Annotated in this window: 22 protein-coding genes; 9 read left to right on the top strand and 13 right to left on the bottom strand. The window is 36.9% G+C overall.

Annotated features, from left to right (window positions below; translation table 11 throughout):
- Window positions 1-203: 203 nt before the first annotated feature.
- Window positions 204-371, bottom strand: a complete 168-nt coding sequence (locus LG402_RS20625; protein WP_162557025.1) for a hypothetical protein — start codon at window positions 369-371, stop codon at window positions 204-206.
- Window positions 372-754: 383 nt separating this feature from the next.
- Here LG402_RS20625 and rpmH point away from each other — a divergent pair, with 383 nt between their 5' ends.
- From rpmH to LG402_RS20590, 7 genes are all read left to right on the top strand, one after another.
- The gene (gene rpmH, locus LG402_RS20620) at window positions 755-898 is read left to right on the top strand and encodes a 50S ribosomal protein L34 (RefSeq protein WP_036933424.1); all 144 of its coding nucleotides are present in this window, start codon (window positions 755-757) and stop codon (window positions 896-898) included.
- Between the two features lie 17 nt (window positions 899-915).
- Entirely contained in the window at window positions 916-1,275 is a 360-nt protein-coding gene (rnpA, locus tag LG402_RS20615) for a ribonuclease P protein component (RefSeq protein ID WP_071788569.1), read from the top strand.
- Window positions 1,239-1,499 carry a membrane protein insertion efficiency factor YidD gene (yidD, locus tag LG402_RS20610; RefSeq protein ID WP_072070482.1) on the top strand — a complete coding sequence of 87 codons (261 nt, stop codon included), beginning with the start codon at window positions 1,239-1,241 and terminating at the stop codon, window positions 1,497-1,499. The genes rnpA and yidD overlap by 37 nt, the downstream gene beginning before the upstream one ends.
- Before the next feature lie 2 nt (window positions 1,500-1,501).
- Window positions 1,502-3,142 carry a membrane protein insertase YidC gene (gene yidC, locus LG402_RS20605; RefSeq protein ID WP_109409833.1) on the top strand — a complete coding sequence of 547 codons (1,641 nt, stop codon included), beginning with the start codon at window positions 1,502-1,504 and terminating at the stop codon, window positions 3,140-3,142.
- A gap of 130 nt (window positions 3,143-3,272) precedes the next feature.
- The gene (gene mnmE / locus LG402_RS20600) at window positions 3,273-4,637 is read left to right on the top strand and encodes a tRNA uridine-5-carboxymethylaminomethyl(34) synthesis GTPase MnmE (RefSeq protein WP_109409832.1); all 1,365 of its coding nucleotides are present in this window, start codon (window positions 3,273-3,275) and stop codon (window positions 4,635-4,637) included.
- Window positions 4,638-4,840: 203 nt separating this feature from the next.
- Window positions 4,841-5,020 (top strand): hypothetical protein, encoded by a 180-nt coding sequence (locus LG402_RS20595; RefSeq protein ID WP_088494147.1) that lies wholly within the window; start codon window positions 4,841-4,843, stop codon window positions 5,018-5,020.
- 783 nt (window positions 5,021-5,803) lie between these two features.
- Window positions 5,804-6,265, top strand: coding sequence for a DUF1097 domain-containing protein (locus LG402_RS20590; protein ID WP_166539278.1), 462 nt, complete (start codon window positions 5,804-5,806; stop codon window positions 6,263-6,265).
- A 100-nt stretch (window positions 6,266-6,365) separates the two neighbouring features.
- On the opposite strand, the gene LG402_RS20585 is transcribed toward LG402_RS20590, so the two are convergent.
- The 11 genes from LG402_RS20585 to LG402_RS20535 form a co-directional block, all read right to left on the bottom strand.
- Window positions 6,366-7,145: an ABC transporter ATP-binding protein gene (locus tag LG402_RS20585; RefSeq protein WP_227336228.1), complete on the bottom strand. Its 780-nt coding sequence runs from the start codon at window positions 7,143-7,145 to the stop codon at window positions 6,366-6,368.
- Window positions 7,146-7,225: 80 nt separating this feature from the next.
- The gene (locus LG402_RS20580; protein WP_166539276.1) at window positions 7,226-9,307 is read right to left on the bottom strand and encodes a TonB-dependent receptor; all 2,082 of its coding nucleotides are present in this window, start codon (window positions 9,305-9,307) and stop codon (window positions 7,226-7,228) included.
- 147 nt (window positions 9,308-9,454) lie between these two features.
- Window positions 9,455-10,495, bottom strand: a complete 1,041-nt coding sequence (locus LG402_RS20575; protein WP_227336227.1) for a FecCD family ABC transporter permease — start codon at window positions 10,493-10,495, stop codon at window positions 9,455-9,457.
- Window positions 10,492-11,499 (bottom strand): FecCD family ABC transporter permease, encoded by a 1,008-nt coding sequence (locus tag LG402_RS20570; protein WP_227336226.1) that lies wholly within the window; start codon window positions 11,497-11,499, stop codon window positions 10,492-10,494. Before LG402_RS20570 ends, LG402_RS20575 begins: the two co-directional genes overlap by 4 nt.
- Window positions 11,500-11,505: 6 nt before the next feature.
- Entirely contained in the window at window positions 11,506-12,462 is a 957-nt protein-coding gene (gene fepB, locus LG402_RS20565; protein ID WP_227336225.1) for a Fe2+-enterobactin ABC transporter substrate-binding protein, read from the bottom strand.
- A 189-nt stretch (window positions 12,463-12,651) separates the two neighbouring features.
- Window positions 12,652-13,446, bottom strand: a complete 795-nt coding sequence (locus LG402_RS20560) for an energy transducer TonB (protein WP_166539272.1) — start codon at window positions 13,444-13,446, stop codon at window positions 12,652-12,654.
- A gap of 27 nt (window positions 13,447-13,473) precedes the next feature.
- Window positions 13,474-16,518 (bottom strand): TonB-dependent receptor domain-containing protein, encoded by a 3,045-nt coding sequence (locus LG402_RS20555; protein WP_227336224.1) that lies wholly within the window; start codon window positions 16,516-16,518, stop codon window positions 13,474-13,476.
- Window positions 16,519-16,559: 41 nt separating this feature from the next.
- Window positions 16,560-17,921, bottom strand: coding sequence for a porin family protein (locus LG402_RS20550; protein ID WP_227336223.1), 1,362 nt, complete (start codon window positions 17,919-17,921; stop codon window positions 16,560-16,562).
- A gap of 210 nt (window positions 17,922-18,131) precedes the next feature.
- Window positions 18,132-18,893, bottom strand: a complete 762-nt coding sequence (locus LG402_RS20545; protein ID WP_227336222.1) for a Slam-dependent surface lipoprotein — start codon at window positions 18,891-18,893, stop codon at window positions 18,132-18,134.
- Between the two features lie 446 nt (window positions 18,894-19,339).
- Entirely contained in the window at window positions 19,340-20,209 is an 870-nt protein-coding gene (locus LG402_RS20540) for a LysR family transcriptional regulator (RefSeq protein ID WP_166539268.1), read from the bottom strand.
- Between the two features lie 175 nt (window positions 20,210-20,384).
- Window positions 20,385-21,353, bottom strand: coding sequence for a nitrilase family protein (locus tag LG402_RS20535; protein ID WP_166539267.1), 969 nt, complete (start codon window positions 21,351-21,353; stop codon window positions 20,385-20,387).
- Window positions 21,354-21,552: 199 nt separating this feature from the next.
- Between LG402_RS20535 and umoA the strand changes: the two genes are divergently transcribed.
- Window positions 21,553-22,089: a UmoA family flagellar biogenesis regulator gene (gene umoA, locus LG402_RS20530; RefSeq protein WP_166539266.1), complete on the top strand. Its 537-nt coding sequence runs from the start codon at window positions 21,553-21,555 to the stop codon at window positions 22,087-22,089.
- A 251-nt stretch (window positions 22,090-22,340) separates the two neighbouring features.
- Complete coding sequence (locus LG402_RS20525; RefSeq protein WP_166539265.1) at window positions 22,341-23,204, top strand: ATP-grasp fold amidoligase family protein; 864 nt, start codon at window positions 22,341-22,343, stop codon at window positions 23,202-23,204.
- Between the two features lie 81 nt (window positions 23,205-23,285).
- Here the strand turns inward: LG402_RS20525 and fdhD are convergent, their stop codons facing one another.
- Window positions 23,286-24,116: a formate dehydrogenase accessory sulfurtransferase FdhD gene (gene fdhD, locus LG402_RS20520; RefSeq protein WP_166539264.1), complete on the bottom strand. Its 831-nt coding sequence runs from the start codon at window positions 24,114-24,116 to the stop codon at window positions 23,286-23,288.
- Window positions 24,117-24,254 lie beyond the last annotated feature (138 nt).

The following is a 24,254-nucleotide window of genomic DNA, read 5'->3' as shown; positions in this document are numbered from 1 at the left end:
GGCGGACTCCCCTAAAAAAACAAGACTAAAAAATAAACAGGAAAAATGCAGTTGTACAATGTAGCTAAACACAGCGTGCTTAAACACAAAGTGCACAACATCGTTCCTCTTCAATTCTTAATAAGGAACAACTCTTGGTGACAACGATTTATTTACATCGTGATTCACGATCGCAGACTGGCTATTCTGATCGTGACGGGGGATCATATCGCAAAATGAAACGAAGATCCTCTTTCTTTTGCACAGTTTTTATGGTTTTTATCCACAGGCTTGATGATTTGTGATAATTCACCAAATGAAATATGCAAAGGCGTTCTAGTGTACTTGAGTCGCCCTATAAATAGCAATTGGGGATAACTTTCTCTTTGCATAAATCTCTCCTTCTTATAGTAAGTGATCAAATATCTCTCACTTGATCCACCAAAGATCCTTGCGCTTTCACCATGAGTCCGTATAATCTTGCACCCTGCGTGCTTGTACCAACAAAGTCACTTATTAAGGCTCTCTTTTAGGTCGCTAATAAGCGTACTCGTTGCGCATAAGTCAGGATTGATTATCGGGTTTGCTAAAAAAGACGACAAAAATCGGTACTTAAAGCGTCATCTTGATTGACGCATTTGAGTGATTTTATTACAATCCCGCATCTTTCCATCATTGATGCTGCGATTGAAGTACCGGTTTGTTTATTTATTGCACGCCTGTCTGTCAACGCATTTGCTGAATCAGTAATTATATTAAGTAGGTAGAAATCGCCATGAAACGCACTTTTCAACCGTCTGTACTGAAGCGCAACCGTAACCACGGCTTCCGCGCTCGTATGGCCACTAAAAATGGTCGTCAGGTTCTGGCTCGCCGCCGTGCGAAAGGCCGCTCTCGTCTGACCGTTTCTTCGAAATAATAAAAGCTAACCATTCCGTGGTTAAGCTCGCTTTTCCAAGGGAGTTACGTTTGTTAACTCCCAAGCATTTCAATTTTGTTTTCCAGCAGCCACAACGCGCGAGTTCACCAGAAGTTACTATTTTGGGTCGCCAGAATGAGCTGGGGCATCCCCGCATCGGTCTAACAATCGCAAAGAAAAACGTTAAACGTGCTCATGAGCGCAATCGTATTAAACGATTGGCCCGTGAATACTTTCGTTTACATCAGCATGAATTACCGCCGATGGATTTTGTGTTATTAGTAAGAAAAGGGGTTGCTGAACTTGATAACCACCAATTGACGGAAGTGTTGGGTAAATTATGGCGTCGTCATTGTCGCTTGGCTCAAAAGTCCTGATCTTGCTGATTAGGGGCTATCAACTGGGGATTAGTCCTCTGTTGGGGCCTCGTTGTCGTTTTAATCCTACGTGCTCTCATTATGGAATTGAGGCATTGCGCAGGTTTGGAATGATAAAAGGTAGTTGGTTAACAGTGAAACGCATATTAAAATGCCACCCTTTACACGAAGGTGGTGATGATCCTGTCCCACCTAGAAAAAACGACGATAACAGAGAAAATTAACGATGGATTCGCAACGCAATCTTCTATTCATCGCTTTGCTGTTCGTTTCTTTCCTGATCTGGCAGCAGTGGGAGGGTGATAAAGTTTCACAAAACACCACCACTACTACTCAGATCTCGCAACAAGCGGACATGCCAAGTAGTGATAGTCTTGCTGTAACTGGTAACAGCAATGAGCAGGCAAAATTGATTACCGTAAAAACTGATGTACTTGATCTTAGTATCAATACTCAGGGCGGTACAATCGATGAGGCTGATTTGTTAGCCTATCCCGCCGAGCTTAATTCACAGACACCTTTCCGTTTACTGGAAACTACACCTCAATTCCTGTATCAGGCTCAAAGCGGCTTAATTGGCCCAGATGGTCCAGATCAGAAATCTCGCCCAGTTTATACTGCTGATAAAAACGAATTTGTACTTGGTGAAAACCAGGATGAATTACGTGTACCTATGACTTTTGTGAATGAAGAAGGCGTAAAATTCGTCAAAACCTTTATTCTGAAAAAAGGTCAGTACGATATCGGTATTGAATACAAAATTGAGAATACAACAGATAAAACACTGACAATGAACTTCTACGGTCAGTTAAAACAATCTGTTAAATTGCCAGAAAGCCGTGATACTGGTAGCAGCAACTTTGCGCTACACACTTATCGTGGTGCGGCATATTCCTCAGATGAAACCAACTATAAAAAATATAGTTTTGGTGATATCGAAGATAAAAACTTATCTCTAACCACGAATAATGGTTGGGTTGCGATGTTACAACAATACTTCGCAACAGCATGGGTTCCTTCTAAAGATAGTCAGAACAATAACTTCTACTCAATTACTTTAGAAAACAAATCCATTGCTCTGATTGGTTATAAATCAGCACCTGTCACTATTGCACCAAATAGTACAGCTGACATCACCTCTACATTATGGGTTGGCCCTGAAATTCAGTCTGAAATGTCCGCTATCGCGCCACATTTAGACCTGTCTGTAGACTACGGTTGGTTATGGTTTATCTCTCAACCACTGTTTAAACTGTTGAAATTCCTTCACAGCTTTATCGGTAACTGGGGCTTCTCCATCATCATGATCACCTTTATCGTTCGTGGTATCATGTACCCGCTGACCAAAGCGCAGTACACCTCCATGGCGAAAATGCGTTTACTGCAACCAAAACTGGCTGCTCTGCGTGAACGTATTGGTGATGACAAACAACGTATGAGCCAAGAAATGATGGCGTTATACAAACAAGAGAAAGTGAATCCTCTGGGTGGTTGTTTACCACTGATTATCCAGATGCCAATCTTCCTTGCGTTGTATTACATGCTGATGGGCTCAGTTGAATTACGTCATGCTCCATTTATGTTATGGATCCAAGACTTGTCTGCGCAAGACCCATACTACATCCTGCCATTATTAATGGGTGTAACGATGTTCGTCATTCAGAAACTGTCTCCAACAGCAGTAACTGATCCGATGCAACAAAAAATCATGACCTTTATGCCGGTTGTGTTTACCGTATTCTTCCTGTGGTTCCCATCAGGTCTGGTTCTGTACTATATCGTCAGTAACTTAGTGACCATTATCCAGCAGCAGTTAATTTACCGCGGTCTGGAAAAACGTGGCTTACACAGCAGAGACAAAAAATAAGGTCACATGAGGAAAAACCTCTTCCTTGGTTACATTCAAAGGAAAGTGACATAAAATAGCGAAGGCGGTCTACAATGACCGCCTTCTGTTTTTTATATTGATATGATTATTCTGATTAAGCGAGTACACCATGCATAGCACTGATACTATCGTCGCTCAGGCCACACCTCCGGGAAGAGGCGGTGTTGGTATCCTACGCGTTTCTGGCCCAAAAGCGGCTCTTGTGGCACAAACCGTTCTAGGTAAGTTGCCTAAACCTCGTTATGCTGATTATCTGCCATTTCGCAATGATGACAACTCAGTACTTGATCAGGGTATCGCCCTTTTCTTCCCTAATCCGAACTCATTTACAGGTGAAGATGTTCTAGAACTACAAGGCCATGGCGGCCCCGTTATTCTAGATTTATTACTAAAACGTATTTTACAAATTCCTGGTGTGCGTATTGCAAACCCTGGGGAATTTTCTGAACGTGCATTTTTAAATGACAAACTCGATTTAGCACAAGCAGAAGCGATTGCTGATTTAATTGATGCTAGCTCAGAACAAGCAGCACGTTCAGCAATTAATTCATTACAAGGTGCATTTTCCTCTCATATTAACGAGATGGTAGAGTCGTTAACTCATCTACGTATCTATGTTGAAGCGGCTATTGATTTCCCTGATGAAGAGATTGATTTTCTTTCTGACGGTATCATTGAAGGAAAACTTAATACCGTTATTGCTGAATTAGATGATGTTCGTGCTCAAGCTCGCCAAGGTAGCTTGTTACGTGAAGGGATGAAAGTGGTGATCGCAGGTCGTCCAAATGCGGGTAAATCAAGCCTATTAAATGCATTAGCAGGTCGAGAAGCGGCTATTGTCACGGATATCGCTGGTACAACTCGTGATGTATTACGTGAGCATATTCATATTGATGGTATGCCTTTGCATATTATCGACACTGCAGGCTTACGTGAGGCCAGTGATGAGGTTGAACGCATTGGTATTGAACGAGCTTGGAAAGAGATTGAACAAGCAGATAGAGTGCTATTTATGGTTGATAGCACCACAACCGATGCAACAGCGCCTGAAGATATCTGGCCTGAATTTATGGCACGTTTGCCAGACACCTTGCCTGTTACTGTTATTCGTAACAAATCAGATTTAACCGGTGAGAATGCCGAGATCACGGCACAAGGTAACTACCCGATGATCCGCTTATCTGCTCGTGATGGAATGGGTATTGAGTTACTTCGTTCCCACCTAAAAGAAGCAATGGGCTTTAATAGTAATACTGAAGGTGGTTTCTTGGCTCGTCGCCGCCACTTACAGGCATTAAATACCGCTGCAGAACATTTACAGCAAGGCCATGAACAACTGGTTTATGCAAAATCCGGTGAATTGTTGGCAGAAGAGTTAAGACTGGCTCAGCAAGCATTAAGTGAGATCACCGGTGAATTTACCTCAGATGACTTATTGGGTCGTATTTTCTCTAGTTTCTGTATCGGGAAGTAACCACTAAATCTTACCTGCTATACCGTGTAACTTTCAATTTAACGGTTATGGCAGGTAGAGTTCGATTTACACACTATAGTCGTTTTTTAATAATTAAGTGATAGTTTTACTCCTCCTTGTAGTTCATTTTTCAAACAATTAATCTTTGTTTATACTAATCAACATTGCTATATTTTCCGGAAAGAAAATCATAGGAGATATCTATGGCCACGACTTCTTTTAGCAAAAATTTTATTGTTAAGGACAAACAGTCTATTGAACTTATACAGAATGCTTTAAGTTATCCTCGACATATAAAAATAGTAAAACGGAATTACGAAACAGAAAATAGACAAGGAATTGCGTTATTAAAACAACGATTGTCCAACTTGGAAAACTACTAAAAGAGTTTGATAAAGAAACAACAATTAAACTCTTAAGTAGTTTTTCTAATAATTTAAATTGTGATGTTGAGAAATTTTTAACTTCTTCTACTAAAGCAATAAGATTTGAGCAAACTAATAATGCACGAACCTATTTAATATTAAATGATAATGGTGAAATTCTTGCTTACTTCTCTTTATCCTTTAAAGAACTTATTCTTGATAATGCAAAAATAAGTAAAACAAAAATACAACAACTCGATGGAATTTCTAAAAAAGCTGAAAGAATTAAAGCTTTTCTTATTGGTCAAATTGGGAAAAACACATCTATAATAAATAACTCTATTTCTTTAAAGTTAATCTTGAATGAGATTTATGCTGTCTTATCAGAAGCAAAAGCCCTTATTGGTGGTAGGATCATTATATTAGAATGCGAAAATAATAAAAATCTAGTTCAACTTTATGAAAGACATGGTTTTACACTAATTGAAACCGAGAACAATTGTCCTTATTCTCTCCGCACTCTTTATATTCATATTATTGAAGAATAATAATAAATTAAATATCAATAAATAATACTTAGTTAAAATATTTATTTTTACATTTAATAAATAAAACTGATTACGCAATCGTTTACTTTTTACTTTTTCTATCTTGAATAAAGATCAATATATCTAACACGTATTAATACCATTATTAATGGTGCTTTTTAATGATCTAAATATAGAAAACCAGTCAATGACAATGCTAAACTTCGTTTTTAGTTAACTGGGTAAATATCCCCCTTATATTTAAGAGTCTACCGTGAGAACGCTTTATTTTACTGCGCTGACAACAGGCATTCTTTCTGCCATTTGGGCATTTGTTGCTAATCAATTTGATTTATTAAGCTGGGCTGGCTTTTTGGGTTGTACCGCCTATTTTGCTTATCCTAAAGAAGGTATTAAAGGATTAGCTGTCACCATGGCTACCATTATGAGTGGCGTGATTTGGGCATTGGCGATTATTTATGGTAGCCAAGTCTTTAGTGATATTTCTATTTTTGGCTATGCTGTCACTGGTGTTATTGCCTTTGTGATGTGTATTCAAGCTAAAAGTGCACTACTCGCTTATATTCCCGGCACCTTTATTGGAGCATGTACTATATTTGCCGCTCAAGGGGATCTCTATCAAACCATCCCTTCATTAATCGTTGGCGTTCTATTTGGGTATTCGATGAAAATGAGTGGACTTTGGGTTGCCAACAAATGGCCAAAAACAGCGTAATTTGTTTATGCTAACTCAAATCTAAAAGCGGTATTTAGTTATGCTAAAGCCGCTTTTTTATTTCTTAGCTATATAGCCAGCAATATAGTTGGTTATATAGTTAGCAAGGCACAATCATCGGTGTCCCAACAACAGGATCAGGAATAATTTGGCATTCCAAATCAAAAACCTGTTTGATTAACGCTTGATTGATAATAGATTTTGGCTCTCCTTGCGCAATGATTTTTCCTTTCACCATCACCACTAAATTATCGGCATAACGACACGCTTGGTTTAAGTCATGTAAAACAGCAACGACAGTGCGTCCTTGCTGCTGATTAAGTTTTCGAAATATATTGAGTAACTCAATTTGATAAGCAATATCTAAATATGTTGTTGACTCATCTAGCAGTAAAATCTCAGTTTGTTGCGCCAATATCATCGCCACCCAAACACGTTGCCGTTGACCGCCAGATAACGAATCCACTGTTTTATCTGCAAATTCCACAATTCCAGTCTCTTTCATTGCCGTTTCTACGGCTAACTTATCTTCTCGGCTCCATTGATGCATAAAACTTTGATGAGGAAATCGTCCTCTTGCGACTAAATTAGCCACAGTGATCCCAGAAGGTGCTTGCATCGTTTGTGGTAATAACGCGATTTGACGAGCGAGTTTTTTAGTCGGTAATGACGTTAAAGGCTGAGCATCTAATGAAACATGGCCTGATAATGGTTTTAATAAACAGCACAAGCTACGCAGTAGCGTTGATTTACCACAACCATTGGGACCTATAATGACAGTGACCTTTTTATCAGGAATAGAAAGCGAAATATCTTGGCAAATTGTTGTCTGCTGATATCCCAACTTTAAACTGTGTGTCTGTAATCGGCTATTATGCATAACATTATCTTTTTATTGAATGATCACATTAAGCAAAATAAGGGTGATAAATTAGCATCACCCTTTGCTGTGATTTATATTTAGAAACGAACTTCTACTGAAGCACCAACCATACGAGGACGCTGATAAATGGCAGTATCTTTATTATTATCTGGAATAAGAATTCGTTTATCAGAATCAAATAAATTCTGAGCAAATAACGTCGTTCTACCCCATTTAAAATTATAGCCAAGCTGTAAATTAGCTAACCAAAAACTATCTACTTTGCCGCTATCTGCATTATTTGCATTCGAGAAATAATCTCCCGAGAACTGAACATTACCGCTAATATCCATCGCCTGAGTTAATTGATATTTAGCACCGACATTCGCAGTATAACTTGGTGCTCGAGCTAATTCTTTCCCTTCAATACCACTGTTACCAAAATCTTTGATTTTAGTTTTTAATAAACCAACACCTGTATTTAATTCAAGCGAGTCTATTGGTTGATAAGCAATTGTTAATTCGGCACCGTAAGTTTCAACCTTTTTCGCATTACGAATAGTGGAAGAGTTTGGTCCTAAATAGAATGGCAGTTGCATATCTTTATAGTCGTTGTAGAACAAGTTTGTCATCACACTTAACTTGTTATCCAACAGGCTATTACGTGTATAAAGGCTATAGTTCCACACATATTCTGGAGAATAAACATAAGTGACAATTGGCTTACCAATCGTCACACCTGCGCCACCACCGTTATAGCCTCGACCGACAGCAAAACCGACGGTTTGATTCACACCCGGTTTCCATGCGATATCAGCTTTAGGCAAGAAGGTGTTATAGGTTTCATCAAAATCGATAGCAACAGCCGCACTTCCCCCATTACGAGTGTGGTGCTCTCGTTCAAAACGTCCTGATAACGTGACATCAATTTCAGGAAATAGTGCGTAAGTTAATGAACCATAAGCGGAAGCCGTTTCTGTTTTATCATCAAAATAGCTACCCCCAAAGATATTCACAAATTCATCTTGTTTGGCGTGGAAATAACGTAAACCAAAAATCCCGCTTAATGCTTCACTGTCCGTTTTAAAACGGAGCATAGGTTCAAATTCAAACTCTTTAGCATCAATATCTGCACGAGGGCTTTGTGCTTCCGTTAGGCGACGTGTTGAAAAATCAGTATAAATCAGTGTATTTTCAACACTTAAATTGTCATTCGCTTCCCATGTAGTATTTAAAATACCACTGGTTGTTTTACGTTTAATCACAGGACGAAAACGTGAAGGGGCATTTGGCGCTAAATTACTTGCCATATTGGCTTCATTTTGCGGTGATCGACTATCAAGATGGCTAACTGTTAGCTTGGCCTTAAAATCAGGATTATCTAAAGAGTCATAAAGTAGTTTCCCACGGAATGTATTGGAATGGATATCGCGCGGATCACCCGTTGGTGAATATTTATCCATATGCACAAAGCTTTCACGCTCTTGTCTTTCTGCGGTAAAACGAAACGCTAATTTATCTTCAATCAGTGGCCCAGAAGTCATGACTGCATATTCACGAAGATCTTGCTGACCTGCACCCAGTTTTACTGCATTTTCCCAATAGAATGTTGGGTCTTGAGTTTTAACCAAAATTGCACCAGCAATAGCATTACGGCCTTGCACATAACTTTGTGGATCACGGAAAATTTCAACCGTATTCACATCCCACAAGGATTGAGCACCATAACCAAATTCGTTATAGGTAAATGAGCGCCCATCAACAGAGAAATTAACTCTAGGTCGAGTACCACCGAGGAAAGCAATAGCACCTTGAGCTGGCCCTGAGCCATCAACACCACGAATAGCAGGTAAAGCATTGCTGTTTCCGTTATCAACAATATTCGGTGTCATTTGCAGTAAGGTGTTCACATCTGCATTCGGTGTGGCTTCTATTTTTTTCGCATCATAAACCGTGACACTCGAGCCTGTGTCATAGATAGATTTATTGAGTTTTTCACCAGTTACAATTAACACATCCACTTTTTCGTCGTGTTTTTTGTTATCTTGTGACGTTGATGTTTTTTCTATTTCTTGTGCATTTACATTAGGAACAGCAATACATAAAGTTCCTAATAAAGCCGTTTGCACTAGTGTTGTTATTGTGGCTTTTTTAGCGCGTAGTGTAAGAACAGTAGACATAAGTCTATACCTTTCATGCCATAGAGCATGCCATTAGACGATTTATAAAATACCCACATTACATCCCAAACGTTTAATTAGTCTTTCTGGCGACCATCCCATGACTTATCCTTAAGTTATTAAATATTTATTTCCTTTATTATTATTTTAAGTTCTCTGTTTTTTTGTCAGTAACCACAACAAATAAAGTCCACCAATAACACCCGTCATTAAACCTACTGGCATCGTGACATCAATAGGTAGGCGTTGTGACAATACGTCAGCAGAAAGCAAAAGAAGTGCTCCCATTAATGCAGAGCCGACGATGGGTAGCTTTCCTGAGTGGCTTAATCGGATCACTAATTGAGGTGCCGCGAGTGCAACAAAAGCAATCGGCCCTGCACTGGCAGTCGCTAATGAAGCGAGTAATACAGCACTAAAAATCATCACCCATCTTACTCGGCCAACATTGACGCCCAATTGTTGGGCCATATCATCGCCCATTTCCATTAAAGTGAGTGATTTAGCATAAAAAACAATAAGGGGAACAAGCAGCAGTAAACCGATAAAAGTAGGGTAAACATGCTGCCAAGTACGAGCGTTTAGTGAACCAGCAAGCCAAAGATTAGCCATAATGGCATTATCAATATTGCCTTTTACCAACAATAAACTATTAAAGGCATGTAAAATGGCACCGACGCCAATACCGATTAAAATCATGGTGTAACCAGACATAACACCATTTTTTAATGACAGTAGATAAACAATTAGCGCCGTTGCCATTCCGCCTATTAATGTAGAAATAGCGATATCCACAACCGTGCCATTAAAAATAATGATTTGAAGTAATGCCCCTGTTGCTGCACCTGTTGTAAAACCAATAACATCCGGTGAACCTAAAACATTACGAGAGATCGACTGGAAAATAGCGCCTGAAATACCTAATGCAGCTCCAACCCCCATAGCAGTAAGTAGACGAGGCAAACGGATATCCATGACAATTTTCTCTTTGATACCACCTTCTGATTGCCCGACAACAATATCTATTAATGTAGAAAACTCGATGGGAAACTTGCCCGTTGTCAATGCAAAGAAGGCGAGAGAAATCACCAATAAAAACAAGATAAAAGCGATGACGATATCTTTAAGAGAGAAGTGCCAAGACCATGTACCCAATTGGCAGATAATCTCATTATTTTTAGGTTTCATAATGTAATGATCCGCCAACGTTTAACCAGATAAATAAAGAAAGGCCCACCAATCAGTGAAATCATAATACCGACACTAATTTCGCCTGGTGTACCGATTAATCGCCCTAAACAATCTGCCATCAGCATGACTAACGCACCAATTAACATCGACATGGGTAAGATCCGCCGATATTCAGCACCGACTAAACGACGAGCAAAATGAGGGGCTGTTAAGCCTAAAAAGCTAATAGGGCCAACCGCTGCGGTAGCACTTCCAGCAAGAAGAACTATTGAAAATGCCGACAATAGCCAAACTCGTTTTTGGTTTGCACCTAACGCATGACTAATATCATCACCTAATGTCACGATATCTAACGAGCGTGTTAGCGAGTAAGCAATCACACTTCCAATCACAACCAACACAGTAATTGGGTACAGAACATCGAAACTACGCCCTTGCAATGAACCCACAACCCAATGACGGAATTGATCAAAAACACGTTCATCACTATTGACCGTAACAAGTTGAGTAATAGCGAGTAAAACGACAGAAAGGGCAACACCTGCAAGCACCATTCTCACAGGATTAAGTCCGTGTCTTACACCACCAAGAAGATAAACACCAACACCCGCGCAGAATGCCCCTAATAAACCAAACCACATATAAATAGTGACATCAGTGATCCCCGTTAATGCAATAACAGAGACGATCGCCACCATTGCTCCAGCATTAATGCCAAACAGCCCCGGATCGGCAAGTGGATTACGTGTTAAAGCTTGCATTAACGTTCCTGCTCCACCTAATGCAACGCCAATCACTATTGCTAATAATGTGCGAGGAAAACGTAGATAACGTACTAATAAGTGCTCACTATTTGTCGTATCAAAATTGGCAAAAGCCTGCCATGTTGTATACATAGAAACATGCCTGCTTCCAACAAATAAGCTTAATAGTGCAAAAAAGAACAATAGGAGAATAGCGCCTCTTATTCCCCACTTTATGCTGTGGTGAGAAGTAAACATACGTTATTACTTATGCTGACTAAAACGCGCGACCATATCACTGATAATTTCTTGCGCGCTGTAATAATCAATACGAAACGAGTTTGCACCTAAACCATAAACTTGCTTATTTTTAACAGAAGGCAGATTTGCAAGAATAGGATCAGCCATAAATATATCGGCTTCTTTAGCGGTTCCACTTAATAGAAACGTTGTAGGTGCAGTGAGTTGTGTTAAATGCTCATATTGAGCCCACACAAAATCTGAAACGGGTTTATCTTTCGGTTGCCAAGCAAGATCTACACTTTCAATGGTGAAACCGAGTTGTTGTAATAGTACTGCATGAGGACTGGTAGGTAATGAAACGGGATTAACAGTACCAGCACCAAAATAAGAGATAATATTGACCTGACCTTCCGGCAGTTGTAGCGCCTCTTTCCCTTCTTTTACTAAGCTTGCAAAATGCTGCAATAGTATATCCGTCTCTTTTTCTTGGCCTGTCGCTTGTGCCAATTGTAAAGCCAAGCTTTCCCAACTCTGTTTGCCGTAATCTAAAACAATAGTCGGCGCGATTTGTTGAAATTGTTCAACTTGTGGATAAACCGTATCACCACCATTTACGGAAACAACGATTAAATCAGGTGAATAAAGATAAGCCATCTCTAATGAAACACTGCCTGCTGACCATAATTTTTCAACCGCTCTTTCTTTTGCCACTTTATCCCATTGAGCAAAATATTGCCCATTTGCTGCGGTTGAACTTGCAACGACGGGGGCTTTCATTGCGAGTAATGTCCCTGTGATAGAAACCGATGCAGATAAAATACGTTGTGGTTTTGCTTTTATTTCAACTTTAGAACCATCCACGCTAGTAAATGTACGAGGCCAAGATTCACTATCTGCACCCACATCAGAAGCGCTAGCGGTATTAACAAAGAGAGAGAAAAGGAAAAAAAAGGTAGTAGAAACAGCGGATTTAAACATAACTAATTTCCAAGTAAGCAAGCTTTACTTTAAATAATAAATATAATTATTAATGTTAATCATAATCAATATCATTAACAACAAACATTTATGTGCTTGTAATTGGAAAAATGCGAATGAGTGCACAAAAAACAACTTTATAAAAAAGCACTTAAGTCTAAATTCAACTTAAGTGCTTTCGCTAGCTCACTAATTTAATTGAAAATCTAATGAGACAATTAAAGGGTTCAATAGGTTTTCAGGTTTAGGGCCTATGGGCTTTACACGTTTAACCGCAGCAATAGCCGCATTATCAAGAGAAGAAATACCTGAGGTACTTTCTATCTCAACCCTTGAAATTGTACCTTCTGATGTTAGTGAAAAACTCACCACCACCTGACCTTCATGTTGCATGCGACGAGCTTGTGATGGGTAGCGTTTATGACGCTCTATTTCTCGGCGCAGTGAACTAATATAGTGATTGTCAGATTCACCTTGCCCTATTCCTTTCTCGCTTAACGCATGACTTCTTCCTGCTAACGAGCTTGCCGTATGTTGCGTTAAGCTTTCTGCCGAGGCTTCTGAAGCTGTTTGCGCTATTTGGCTTTCTAAATCACGCTGTTTTGTCGGCTCTATTTTTTCTTGCACCACCTGTTTTTTTACGGGTGTAATTGGTTTTAGAGGTATGGGCTTTTCTTTTATTTTTTCAGGTGTTTTTTTTGGTGCTTCAACAAACTCCCCTTTTTCTGAACTTGGTAAAACAATGGCGCTGTCTTGAGGTTCAATTTTTTCAATCGGCTCAGGCACCACTGTAGATTGTTGAGGTGATGAAAATACCACTTGGTAAACGGATAATGTATTTTCTTGTTGCTGATGAATATGGTGTGCACTTTCTGTCATAGAAAGTGAACGCAACACCCAACTTAATACGCCGATATAAACTAACGATATGCCAATCAGCCAATAATAAATATTAAACGGATGCCTGACAGAAAGTGCCAACATAAATAAAAGCTCCTTACTCTCTTTTAATTAAAATTGTGCAGTCACACCTAATCGGAATGTTCTTCCCGGCGCAGGCATACCTGATCGCGTTAAAGGATCAATGTAGTATTCGTTTAATAAATTACTGCCTGTTATTTCAAAAGATAAATTAGGGCTATACTGATAGTTAATATAAGCATCAACGGTAAAGACTTTTGCCCAACGCATTGGGTTGTTATTTCTGCCATACATTTCTCGTGGTAATTTTTCTTTTAGCCATTTCTCATCTTTATTTTCCACTTCTGATGAATAAAGCCAACGACTACCAATTTCTAATTTATTGTCGAACCAACGAGTCCCTAAATGTAAATTAACCGAATATTTAGGTTGGATAGAAGTACGTAAAAAACCACCAGGATAACCGCCCGTCATACACTCTTTAATCCCCAAGAAACCAAAGGGATCATAGTGACTAAAGGCATTTTTATCACATACTTTATTTTTATGGCTATAAACTAAAGCCGTATCCATAAAAATAAATCCATTATCAAAGCGAGCTTGAACCTCTAATCCCTCTAATATTTGCTTTTCAAATTGTCTAATTTGCCAATTCGAATCTCTATCAAACACATTTTCAATATTGGTATGAAAATAATTTATTTTAATATCAGCATGGCGCTCCACATTTAGCCAATTTGTCAAATCGAAAACAACCCCAAATTCTGTACTTTTCGCACGCTCGGGTTTTAATTTAAAACCGTAATAACGCGCTTTTGACCCAGAAAAACCACTGGTATCTTCAAATAAATTAGGTAAACGTAGCTGCTCAGTATAACGCCCATAAAAACGCAATATATCGTTGGCATAAATCGTCGCAGACACTAAAGGGGAAAATGCGCCATGATGATAGCTGGGCTCTGGTGCAAAATTATCTTTATCATCAAGATAAATAGGTATTGGATTAGAAACACCCATTTCATATTTATTAACGGCTTTACCTGTAATTGGATCAGGTACTTTTTCATTAATATCAACATAGCCATTTAAGAAGATGTTTTTACTTTTAGGTAACTCTCCATTTTTGTCATAAAGTAAGACTGTATATTCAGTGATCATAGGACGTTTTTGAGAAGATTTTATGTTGAGATTTCCTTGTTCATCATGAAGAAAATCATCCTGCATCATATTAACTTGAACTCTTTTTATTTCATTTCTATTAATAGTCTTTTCTTTTATTTCTAATGATAAGTTTTCATATTCAGGATAAACAAACTTAGATTGCATAAACTTACGTATTTTTTTGTCTATTTCTGGATTATGTCGAAAATTTTTAAGTTCTTCCGGTAAACCCTCTACATCAATACTATGGTAGGCTCTATATAATAAATATTCCTCAGCAGTTAAAGTTCGTCGATAAGGAAGAATAAAACCTCTTATTGATGGGGATTTCCCATAACCTTTTACGTTATTCCGCCGCTTATTATTTAAAAAAGTATCGGTTAAATGATAGTAATGATATTTGCCGCCAGCAGTAATGGCTAACCAAGAAAGTGGCTTCCAATCTGTGGAAAGGGCTAAATTAATTTCATGACGTTGCCCTGCTCGCCCTGCGGTAACAAAATCAAAATTTTCAGGAATTTTAATTTCATCACTGTCTAATTTTTCAAATTGATAATTACTGGAAAATGAAATAGAAAATTGAGGTGATAATTTAAATATCGAGGATAAATCCACGCCATAGCGGTTATTTTTTTGATAAAGAGAAGCTGTATCAATAAAATGGGTATCTACTTTTGCATCCCATTTAGATAAATACCTTTCGTCATAATCAGTCTCCATTGAGACTCTGGGTTCACCACCACGAGTATTCGTATGCCCTGAAGTTAAATTACCCCATAAACGTAACAGTAAATCCGCTTGCTTATCTTCTGGTTTCCACTGATAAGTTAATATTCCCGCCTGTTGATTAATCGTTGCTAGTGGCCATTGAGTCACGACATTTTTTTCGTAACGAGCCCACTCTAATCTCAGAGGCATAATATCGCCAAACAGTAAGTCTGTGTATCGATAGTTAATTGAAAAACGATGTGTTGATTCAGGGAATAATGTTCCTTTTACTAAAAAGGAACGATTACGACTGGAGGTATTAGGGACTTCATTACCAGGACGATAAATATGAGCAATAAAAGGAACATAAGGCGTTAATCTTAATTTATAATCAATAGAATGGATTGCCTTCATATCATCCGTTTCTAGATAAGCTTTTGTATTTCTTTTTCCCGCTAAATAATTTCCTTTTTCTCGCAGTGCATAAGCAAATAATAAATTAAATTTTTCTTCTTCAAAACCAATCCCAAGTCGAAATGAATGGTCATGAAAATTCCAATCTTTATTTTTTTGAGGGGTTATTTCTAAAGCAGGATCAACGACCTTTGAACCATGATGATAGAAATAAGGATAATTGCGATAATCTCCAAGCATATCTAAATAGACTTCTTTATACCGTGTGGAGTTATTACTGATATCCCCTTTAAAATTGATACCAAAAGAATCGCCAATAGGCACAATATCTCGAATATCTAAGGTTTTTACCGCAATACCCCCGCCAATACCGGTTTTCATATCGGGTGTTAATGAGGGACCTTTTTCAATATAGATACTGCTAATCAGATTAGAATCAATATAGTTACGATTAGATGCACCACTATAACCTCGATAAACAGTAATTGCCTGCTCTGTCCCATCCACAGTAACAGGTATTCGACCTTGCCCTTGAATACCCCGAATATTAGGATCAAGTGCTCCCCCATTACGCGCTTCACCACTATAAACACCAATGGCGCTTTTTAGTAAATCAGCGGGAGAAACGCCTTGATAACGCTCTAGTAATTCTTTGCCTAAATAAACATTAGAGACATCTTTCTCATAAACTTGTGAATAACCCTGTTTATCTTTTTCTTTATTATCAGAAATCTGAATATGACCAAGATCGGTTTTATCTTCTTTGGCTTGCAGATAAAAGCAAGGAGAAAATAGCGATAGAGAAACGAAGATTGAAACAATTTTTCGCTTTCTAAAAAGCATTACATGCATTGTTTTACCTATTCAATTAATAAAGGAAGTAACTTATTTAATTAAAATTGTTTTTCTAATTTAAATAACACTTCATGTTGCTGATATTGATATAACCAATCCACATTGCTTAATCTTCGGGTATAACGTAATTCTATTGTTGGATAAAACCCTAAAGTAACAGGTGATTTATTTTTAATGTTGGTTGTAAAAATAAAACCATTATCTTTTCTTCTCTTCTTTAATAAAGAGTTATAGTTATTAAAGTATTTAAATTGATACTGTAAAAAGAGAGAGATATGCCAATTCACTGACAGTGGATAATAAACGCCAGTTTTTATACCATACAGCTGATAATTTAATAAAGTATTTTTTTTACGATCTAACTGATAATTTAATTGATTAACTAACTGCATTTTATTATTAAAATAATAGTTATGGTAAGTACTATAACTTACTCGCTTACTATTTAAATTATTTAACGCTTTTTGATATTTCTTTATTTTATAATCAAAACTTAAATTAATAGTTTGCTTTTTATTAATAAAATAATAAAACTGTGTTTCATTTCCCCACGCTTGATATTCATATTGTTCCCGTGATGATTTTATTTCGTAATAAGGTGTTATTGACCACTGATATTGCGGTTTTTGATAGCGGTAGCCCAGCTGTGTATATAATGCAAAAAAATTGGCGTTACGGTGAGAATGATAATCTATATATCGAGCATAAGTATAAGAAGAAAAAGTATGATGAGAATAAATAATAAAAGGTTGATAAAAAGAAAAATAATGAGTAATTCCTGTAGATGCAATAGGTTTTGCACCTCTTAGCGTCGTTTTTCCTTGAGTGGATTGAGAGACAATTTTTTCAGATAAGTAAGGTGCATGATTAATATTATCGTCATAAAAAAAACCAAGTTGATAGAAACGCTGGCCTTGAAAATAAGAGGCTAACTTAACCTTATAAAACTCAATAGATTGGATAATATTTTTAGATAAATTAACGATATTGCTCAGTTGATTAAGTTGTTGCTGTGCTTTTTTATATTCTCGTAAATGAAAATAAAGTTGAATTAGCCCGGTTTGGGCTGGGATAAAATCGGCTTTTTGCTTAAGTTGTTGCTGATAATAAAATTCAGCATTTAAAAAATCACCTCTATTTTGTGCCAGTAACGCCTTTGCGTAATTAACAAGTAACACTTCATGTTGGGGTTGTTGTTGATAATAAAGCAGTGAACTTTCTGCTTTTTGCCACTGTTGTTGTTGCAAATAGTGATAAAGTTGCTGACCTACTTTAGCTGTACTCGTTGTTTCAAAATAATAAAATGGCTTGTCACGCCTCTCTTTTGCACTCCCATTAAATGAAAATAAAATGAGCAGTAAAGCCAATACCCCTCTTATTAAGAGTTGATAATAATTCATGACATATCCTTATGATAATAAGAAAATAATTCCTTTAAATCAGCTTAATTTAGATAAAAAAAAACAGATAACCCTATACCAGATTATCTGTTGCTAACATTTAGCATAATGACCACTAATACCACTTTAAAAGAATTAACCGATTGTATTACCAGACAAATTTATAATATCTTTTTTGAAAAAATCAAGAAGCATCCATGCTGCTGTCATTTATTCGCTATCACTACTATCTTTCGTGCCACCAAAACTAATATCTTTTGTATGGTCAGAACTGAACACCATAATACCCGCTAATGCCTCTGCACTTTCACCAAAGAAAGCCCCTTCAACAACCCCTGATGTTGCCCCTTCATTTGCATCTGCAGAAAACGTCACTTCATTATTTGCGGTATAAAGATTTCCACCTGCTAACTCAACAGTACGTTGACTATTAACCAATGAACCTTCAATTTTCTTTTGTGAAAAATCAACATCAAATGTACCAGTCAGTAGGTTACTACCACTATATTGACTAATACCTGTTACGGTATAAGTAGCGCTATCTGTTGGTAATGTGGTTGTGACATCTTTACCGATATAATAGGTTTGATGTGTCGCATCCGTTGCTGATGTTGTTTTTGCCCAGTCACCAAAATAGACATTGGCATCAGTAATTTTGGCAAAGTGGAAAACCCCCATATCACTATGTTGATGATTGGATTGGACTGTATAAATTCCATTACTGTCCGCCCCACCACTCATTCTTGGCGATGTTAACGAAGCAAAGCTAAGTTTTGCACCATTCCCAATAGTTTTTATCCCAACACCTGGTTCTCCACCAACTGATTGATGAGGACCTCGATTAACTGCATCACTTGCTCCCACTTCCATTGTTGTAAAAGAACCACTTTGATTAGAATGAATTTCAGCTTGCACCGCATGTGTGCCCATTAATACGAATAACGCACAAGTTATTTTATTCAGTTTTTTCATAATAATTTCCATATTATTCATTGGAGGGTGTGGCTACTTATTATAAATAAAATAATAAGTAGCCACTTACAGAGGTAATTATATTTTATCTTTTCAACTTCACTGGCGAATATAAAGCTTGCTGTGTTGTCGGTGAACTATATTAAATAAATTTCTTTCATTGTAAATAACTCTTTTTAATAACAATGATTTTAATTAGCCTTATTTATGTCAGGGAGATAAATTTAATATGATGTTTTAATTTAACTTTTTATTAAAACACGTTAAAAAGTCATTATTATTTTATGTTATTTTTTGTGAGCAATCTCGCAATTAATTAAATCACTTTGTTTTAAAACTAATTAATATTTATTAGGTGTTTTATCTTTACTATAAGGCTATATATTAAAAATACAATCATCACTAAAATTAAAAACCATTATTATTCATAAGATTTTATTTATTTCCTAAGAAATTATATTTATAAGAAGATCACGCTCTTTATTTTTAATATTATTATTCCAAATAATACCTATTTCCCATTGTGTATATAAACCAGAAAGCGGTAATAGTGTTACTTTTTGTTTATCACAGATAAGTTCTGCACTTTTAGGAACAAGAGCTACCCCCAAACCTGCTGCAACTAACGCCAATTGTGTTTGAATATCTTGTGATTGTTGTAATACTCGAGGCTTTATTTGATGATATTTTAAAAAATCATGGATCTGCTGATAAAGCTTTTTTCCTTTTTCAGGCACAAGTTGAATAAGCCCAAGCGTCTCAAAATAGTGTAATGGATTATCATCCACCTCTAATACCGTAATATTTTGTATTGGAACAGCTAACATTAGTCTCTCTTGTGCTAATTGGAGACCTTTTAATGGCTCAGAAATAGGCAAACGTGAAAAAGCTAAATCCAATTCCCCTAAAAGTAATTTCTCTTCCATTATATTAGAGGGCATATCATCAATATGAACCGTAATATCTGGATAATCTTGCTTAAACTTAGCCAATAAAGGGGTAATAAAGCTTAATGATGACAAACCAAACCCAGCATAAAGCTCGATCTTTTGAGGCTCAATTAATTGGCGAGCCTGTTTTTCTAAAAGATAAACTTCTCTTAATACTGATTGACATTGATTGAGTAAATATTGCCCTTCTAGGGTAAGTTTTGCACCTTGGCGCCCACGTTGAAAAAGAGTAATACCCAATTGAGATTCTAATGTTTTTATTTGTTTAGTGAGTGCAGGCTGACTAATACAAAGCCTTGATGATGCTTCACCAAAATGTTCAGTTTCAGCCAATACAACAAATGCATTCAATAAACGAGTGTCCATGATTAATCATTAATCCCACATAGTTTTTCCTTTTATTATTCTATCATAGAATAAATAAATAAAATTAATAACCAAGACCAACAAGCTGATAAATAAAGTGTTCTATCTTCCTTTGAGATTATTCTCTAGCCAAAACAAAAACAGCTAACAAAATGTGAGCTGTTTTTTTATTAAATTATGCTTTACCAAATCGCACCGAAATAGGATCTTGCTCGTTACCAAATGTCGTTGTCAAAATCGAATACAGTTCAGGCTTTCGCCCTGTTAGCCAGCGTCTTCCTGTAGAGTTTTCTAATAATGTAAGGTCAATATCGGCAATTACCATATCATCGTTAATGGCGCAGCTTTCTTTTACGATCCTCCCATAAGGATCAATAATCATCGCATTACCTGTGCGAATTTCTTCCTCATCTCGCCCAACTCCATTACTAAAGAGCACAAACATCCCATTATCATGGGCTCTTGCTGGTAACCAACGCATTAACCAACCTCGTCCATGCTCTCCTTGAAAAGCATCTTGTAATGATTGTGGATCTTGATGTCTATTTTTCCAAAGAGCCATAGGAATGGGCTTCATGCTATATGGGCTACATGAATTTGTGCCTCCCGTTTGATGAGGCGCGAGCAAAATATCAGCACCTAATAATGCATTAGCTCGCGCATTTTCAACCAAATTATTATCCCAGCAAATGAGTATCCCCATTTTGATCCCCCAAGGGGTATCAAATACAGTGTATTGCTCACCACTATTGATGATCGGATGTTCGAAGGCATGTAATTTACGATGTTTATGTAATAAACCATCAGGCATACAAACAACCCATGTATTATAAAGAGAGTTATCTTCATCCCGTTCGATTAACCCAACACCGATCGCCATCTGATGCTCTATCGCTTTTTGTTTTATTAATGCTAATGATCTACTATCCGAAATTCTTTCACTTAATGCATACACTGATTGATCTGATAATTTAGGAACATGCCAATACCCCGTAATACACATTTCAGGAAAAACTAAAATATTTACCTTTTCAGTCGCCGCTTTATCAATAAACTGATGAATTTTCGCTAAATTATTAGTTTTATCGTTCGCCTTATGTTGAAACTGTACTGTCGCGACACGCAATGTTTGGAATGTATTCATACGTTTTCACCTATTAACTCTCATATTCTCTCATTATAAAAACGTATTTTTTGCTCAAAATACAATCACTTATTTTTTCTTTTAAATAACCATTTGGAATCGATAGGGGTTACAGCAAGAAATAACCGGGTTCTACATCTCTGTTTCACGGAATAGATACCTTATTTTCTGGCATCATAATGGCAATAAAGGAGTATTTATGTTTGCTAAGTTCCTATTTATAATTCTTTCATTATTAGGATCCTCTGTTTCCTGTTTTGCAGGAAATGGACTGGTGGACAGAACATGGAACGCCACAGGGCTTGATACACAAAGCTATCGACAAGCATTAAGACAACCTACGGCAAGCTCTCGGTATACTCTTTTTAATATCACCCCTGATATGCCTGTTCCTGGTGGTACAAACCACTCTGATCATCAAGGCATTCGTTATATTGCAATGAAATATGGCCCTTATGGTCAACCTGAACACTATAAAACCTACCAAATTATGTTTTCTCATTATTCAAATAGCAGTACAAAAAAAATTCGCTATTTAGGTGAGCTATATACCGTTGTCGGTGATATCTATTTAATCGATCCTTTTGCAACAACCAATGAATGGCAACGTGGTCGTAGTCAAATCGTTGAAGAATATTATGAAATATTAGATGCTCACGGAAATAGAACTGGCAAAGGATTACGCTTTAATAACTGGGATAAACCTATTCATATAACCAAGTGGTCGCCTAATTAATATATTCTTAATCAATCTTTACGTTTATTAATTATCTCTTAATGTCGCTATTTTTATATTAATTTAAAATAATTCCAGCCAATACTCTCTATGTTGACGTATTGATATCCATATTAATAAAAATTAAAAATAGATATTGTTTTTATATTACTCATTTAAAACCTTACCACTACATTGCTAAATTAATACTCCTTTAATATAAATTTAATTATTTCTTAATATAAAAAATAAACACATATATAAATTAGCTTATGAAAATTATAGAATATTATTTCAAACAATTTCGTACTATCGCATTACCTGATCGTGTGTATTTAAAGAATAAGTTTATTCGTAATTTAGGTTATCAACCTAATTTTAAAATACCAACATCACTTAATGAAAAAATCAATGCACGTATGTTATTTGATAGAAATCCAATTTATACGCGTTTAGCAGATAAGATTAAAGTGAGAGACTATGTGATAGATAAAATAGGCCCATCTTATCTTGTTCCTATTATTAAAACTTATTCACACCCTGATGAAATAGATATCTCTCAACTCCCTCCACGCTTTGTATTAAAATGCAATCATGACAGCGGAAGTACAGTGATATGCCTTGATAAATCAACCTTTGATTTTGAAAAAGCAAAGAAAAAACTCCATTTTCATTTAAAACGTAACCTCTATCCAGTAACGCGAGAATGGCACTACAAAAATATAAAACCTCAAATTCTTTGTGAAGAATATATTGATTTATTCAATACACAAAGCCCAATGATCCCAACAACTTGTCGTATTCATTGCTTTCATGGTCAACCTCATTATGCCGAGATTGATATCTCTGACACCAAAGGAAATGAGTATATAAATGTGTATGATACAGACTGGCGGCTACAACCCTTCACATTAGAAGATCCCAACACGCCAGAACCAGTTGAAAAACCAATCCAATTTGAAAAAATGTTGCAGTTAGCCACAAAAATGGCTGATAACTTTAATTATTGCCGTGTTGATTTTTTAATGTCTGAAAATAGACTTATATTTAGCGAAATGACCTTTACTCCAAATGCAGGGCGCATTCCGATTAAGCCACAAGAATGGGATTACACACTAGGTAAACTGTGGTCATAAATATAAATAAAGTGAAAGATCAAATAGGTGTAATGCGAGAATATATAGTCATTACACCTATTTTAATGTGTTTCATGCTCATTAATCAGTCAGTCGTTGTGGATGAGTAAACACGGTTGCTCTTCCTCGACGACAAAAACCCACCAGCGTCACATTATATTTATTAGCGACTTCGACAGCTAAAGAGGTTGCCGCAGAAACTGCAAATAATATTTCGGCACCACACATCGCCGCTTTTTGCACCATTTCATAACTGGCTCGACTAGAGACTAATACCGCACCTTCACTCCATTGCTCTTGTGCTTTCATACCTAAAAGCTTATCAAGTGCGACGTGACGACCAACGTCTTCACAGCCACCTTGCATTTCCCCCTCTGGTGATAACCAAACAGCCGCATGAGTACAGCCAGTTAATTCACCAATTTCTTGAACGGTTGTCATCTGCTCTAATGATTTATCAAGATTTGAAAGTGAAAATGTTTGTGTAAAAGGTAATGGCGTAATAGGACGAAAAATCTCTTCAAGTTGCTCCGTTCCGCAAATCCCACAACCTGTACGCCCGGTCATATTACGGCGTCGCTCTTTTAATCCCATAAAACGTCGGCTTGATAATTCAACTTGAACTTCAATGCCCCCGTTACAATTTTCAACAATTTCAATACTGCGAATTTCATTAGAAGACTTTATAATGCCTTCGGATAAAGAAAATCCGACAGCGAACAACTCTAAATTTTTAGGGCTTGCCATCATAACAACGTGAGAAATTCCGTTGTACACTAATGCAACAGGAACTTCGAGTGCAATATAATCGTCTTCTTGTCTGTTAAGCGATCCTTTGTGTTGCACAATTGTTTGATCTACGCCAATGATTACACGTTTAGTTAACAATTTTGTCGATTTTGTTTCATCCATAAGATGAATTCCTAAATTTATTAATACATAATAACAATATGGGTAAAACGATTTTACACTACCTATCAGGCAATGAACCTGATCCTATTAAGGATAATAGGAATAAAAAAACAATCAGCTCCATTTTCGTGAAGAAAA

The sequence above is a fragment of the Proteus sp. NMG38-2 genome (assembly GCF_020640995.1).
In the GTDB taxonomy this organism is placed as follows: Bacteria; Pseudomonadota; Gammaproteobacteria; order Enterobacterales; family Enterobacteriaceae; genus Proteus.
This window is presented reverse-complemented; position numbering and strand designations above follow the sequence as displayed.

Coding starts and splice junctions, on each gene's coding strand:
- LG402_RS20625 (WP_162557025.1), bottom strand. CDS start 371: ATGCAAAGAGAAAGTTATCCCCAATTGCTATTTATAGGGCGACTCAAG.
- rpmH (WP_036933424.1), top strand. CDS start 755: ATGAAACGCACTTTTCAACCGTCTGTACTGAAGCGCAACCGTAACCAC.
- yidD (WP_072070482.1), top strand. CDS start 1,239: ATGGCGTCGTCATTGTCGCTTGGCTCAAAAGTCCTGATCTTGCTGATT.
- yidC (WP_109409833.1), top strand. CDS start 1,502: ATGGATTCGCAACGCAATCTTCTATTCATCGCTTTGCTGTTCGTTTCT.
- mnmE (WP_109409832.1), top strand. CDS start 3,273: ATGCATAGCACTGATACTATCGTCGCTCAGGCCACACCTCCGGGAAGA.
- LG402_RS20595 (WP_088494147.1), top strand. CDS start 4,841: ATGGCCACGACTTCTTTTAGCAAAAATTTTATTGTTAAGGACAAACAG.
- LG402_RS20585 (WP_227336228.1), bottom strand. CDS start 7,145: ATGCATAATAGCCGATTACAGACACACAGTTTAAAGTTGGGATATCAG.
- LG402_RS20580 (WP_166539276.1), bottom strand. CDS start 9,307: ATGTCTACTGTTCTTACACTACGCGCTAAAAAAGCCACAATAACAACA.
- LG402_RS20575 (WP_227336227.1), bottom strand. CDS start 10,495: ATGAAACCTAAAAATAATGAGATTATCTGCCAATTGGGTACATGGTCT.
- LG402_RS20570 (WP_227336226.1), bottom strand. CDS start 11,499: ATGTTTACTTCTCACCACAGCATAAAGTGGGGAATAAGAGGCGCTATT.
- fepB (WP_227336225.1), bottom strand. CDS start 12,462: ATGTTTAAATCCGCTGTTTCTACTACCTTTTTTTTCCTTTTCTCTCTC.
- LG402_RS20560 (WP_166539272.1), bottom strand. CDS start 13,446: ATGTTGGCACTTTCTGTCAGGCATCCGTTTAATATTTATTATTGGCTG.
- LG402_RS20555 (WP_227336224.1), bottom strand. CDS start 16,518: ATGCATGTAATGCTTTTTAGAAAGCGAAAAATTGTTTCAATCTTCGTT.
- LG402_RS20550 (WP_227336223.1), bottom strand. CDS start 17,921: ATGAATTATTATCAACTCTTAATAAGAGGGGTATTGGCTTTACTGCTC.
- LG402_RS20545 (WP_227336222.1), bottom strand. CDS start 18,893: ATGAAAAAACTGAATAAAATAACTTGTGCGTTATTCGTATTAATGGGC.
- LG402_RS20540 (WP_166539268.1), bottom strand. CDS start 20,209: ATGGACACTCGTTTATTGAATGCATTTGTTGTATTGGCTGAAACTGAA.
- LG402_RS20535 (WP_166539267.1), bottom strand. CDS start 21,353: ATGAATACATTCCAAACATTGCGTGTCGCGACAGTACAGTTTCAACAT.
- umoA (WP_166539266.1), top strand. CDS start 21,553: ATGTTTGCTAAGTTCCTATTTATAATTCTTTCATTATTAGGATCCTCT.
- LG402_RS20525 (WP_166539265.1), top strand. CDS start 22,341: ATGAAAATTATAGAATATTATTTCAAACAATTTCGTACTATCGCATTA.
- fdhD (WP_166539264.1), bottom strand. CDS start 24,116: ATGGATGAAACAAAATCGACAAAATTGTTAACTAAACGTGTAATCATT.